Consider the following 571-nt stretch of genomic DNA (forward strand, 5'->3'; position numbering starts at 1 on the left):
GAAAGCGACTCCGACACCGAGTGATTGGAAATCCTTCTGTAGTTTGTTTTCCCTGTGCCCGATGGAATTCATCAATCCTTCGTGGGCGAAGATGCTGCTGTTCTGCCCGGCAGCCAGGTTCTCGCCGGCCATTCGAAACTTGATATTGTCATCCTCCATCCGGTCGAAGGGAGATTCCCCTTCAAGATTGGTATGGTTGAAATATTGATTCACGGCCATATCCTTACTATGGTCCTGGGCAGTGACTTTGACTCGTTTATCCCATGTAAGCACGGAAAGATCATGATTGACCCGGGCTGCATTGGTCAAATCGAATAACTGGTATTCAAAGCCCTGCTTTAGCTCGGGGCTGGCCGCTGCAAAATAACCGCTCTTTTGCTTTTCGAGATCAGCGTTGATGATTTGGATGGATGTGACGGTATTTTTTTCGTGTTTGTCATAAAAGATGGTCACATAGCTCTGATCCATTTCAAACATCTCGTATTCGCCATCGCTTTTGATCTGGTAATAGACGTTTCCTTTAAGCAGCTTGGTGATGGGCTTCCCCAGTTTTTCAGCGACGTCTGCTTTA

Annotated in this window: 1 protein-coding gene; it reads right to left on the bottom strand. The window is 46.9% G+C overall.

From position 1 onward, the window contains the following. On the bottom strand, positions 1-571 hold a 571-nt coding region (locus CVN76_RS01865; protein ID WP_232732059.1), incomplete at both ends, for a CAP domain-containing protein.

This window comes from Bacillus sp. mrc49 (assembly GCF_002803435.1).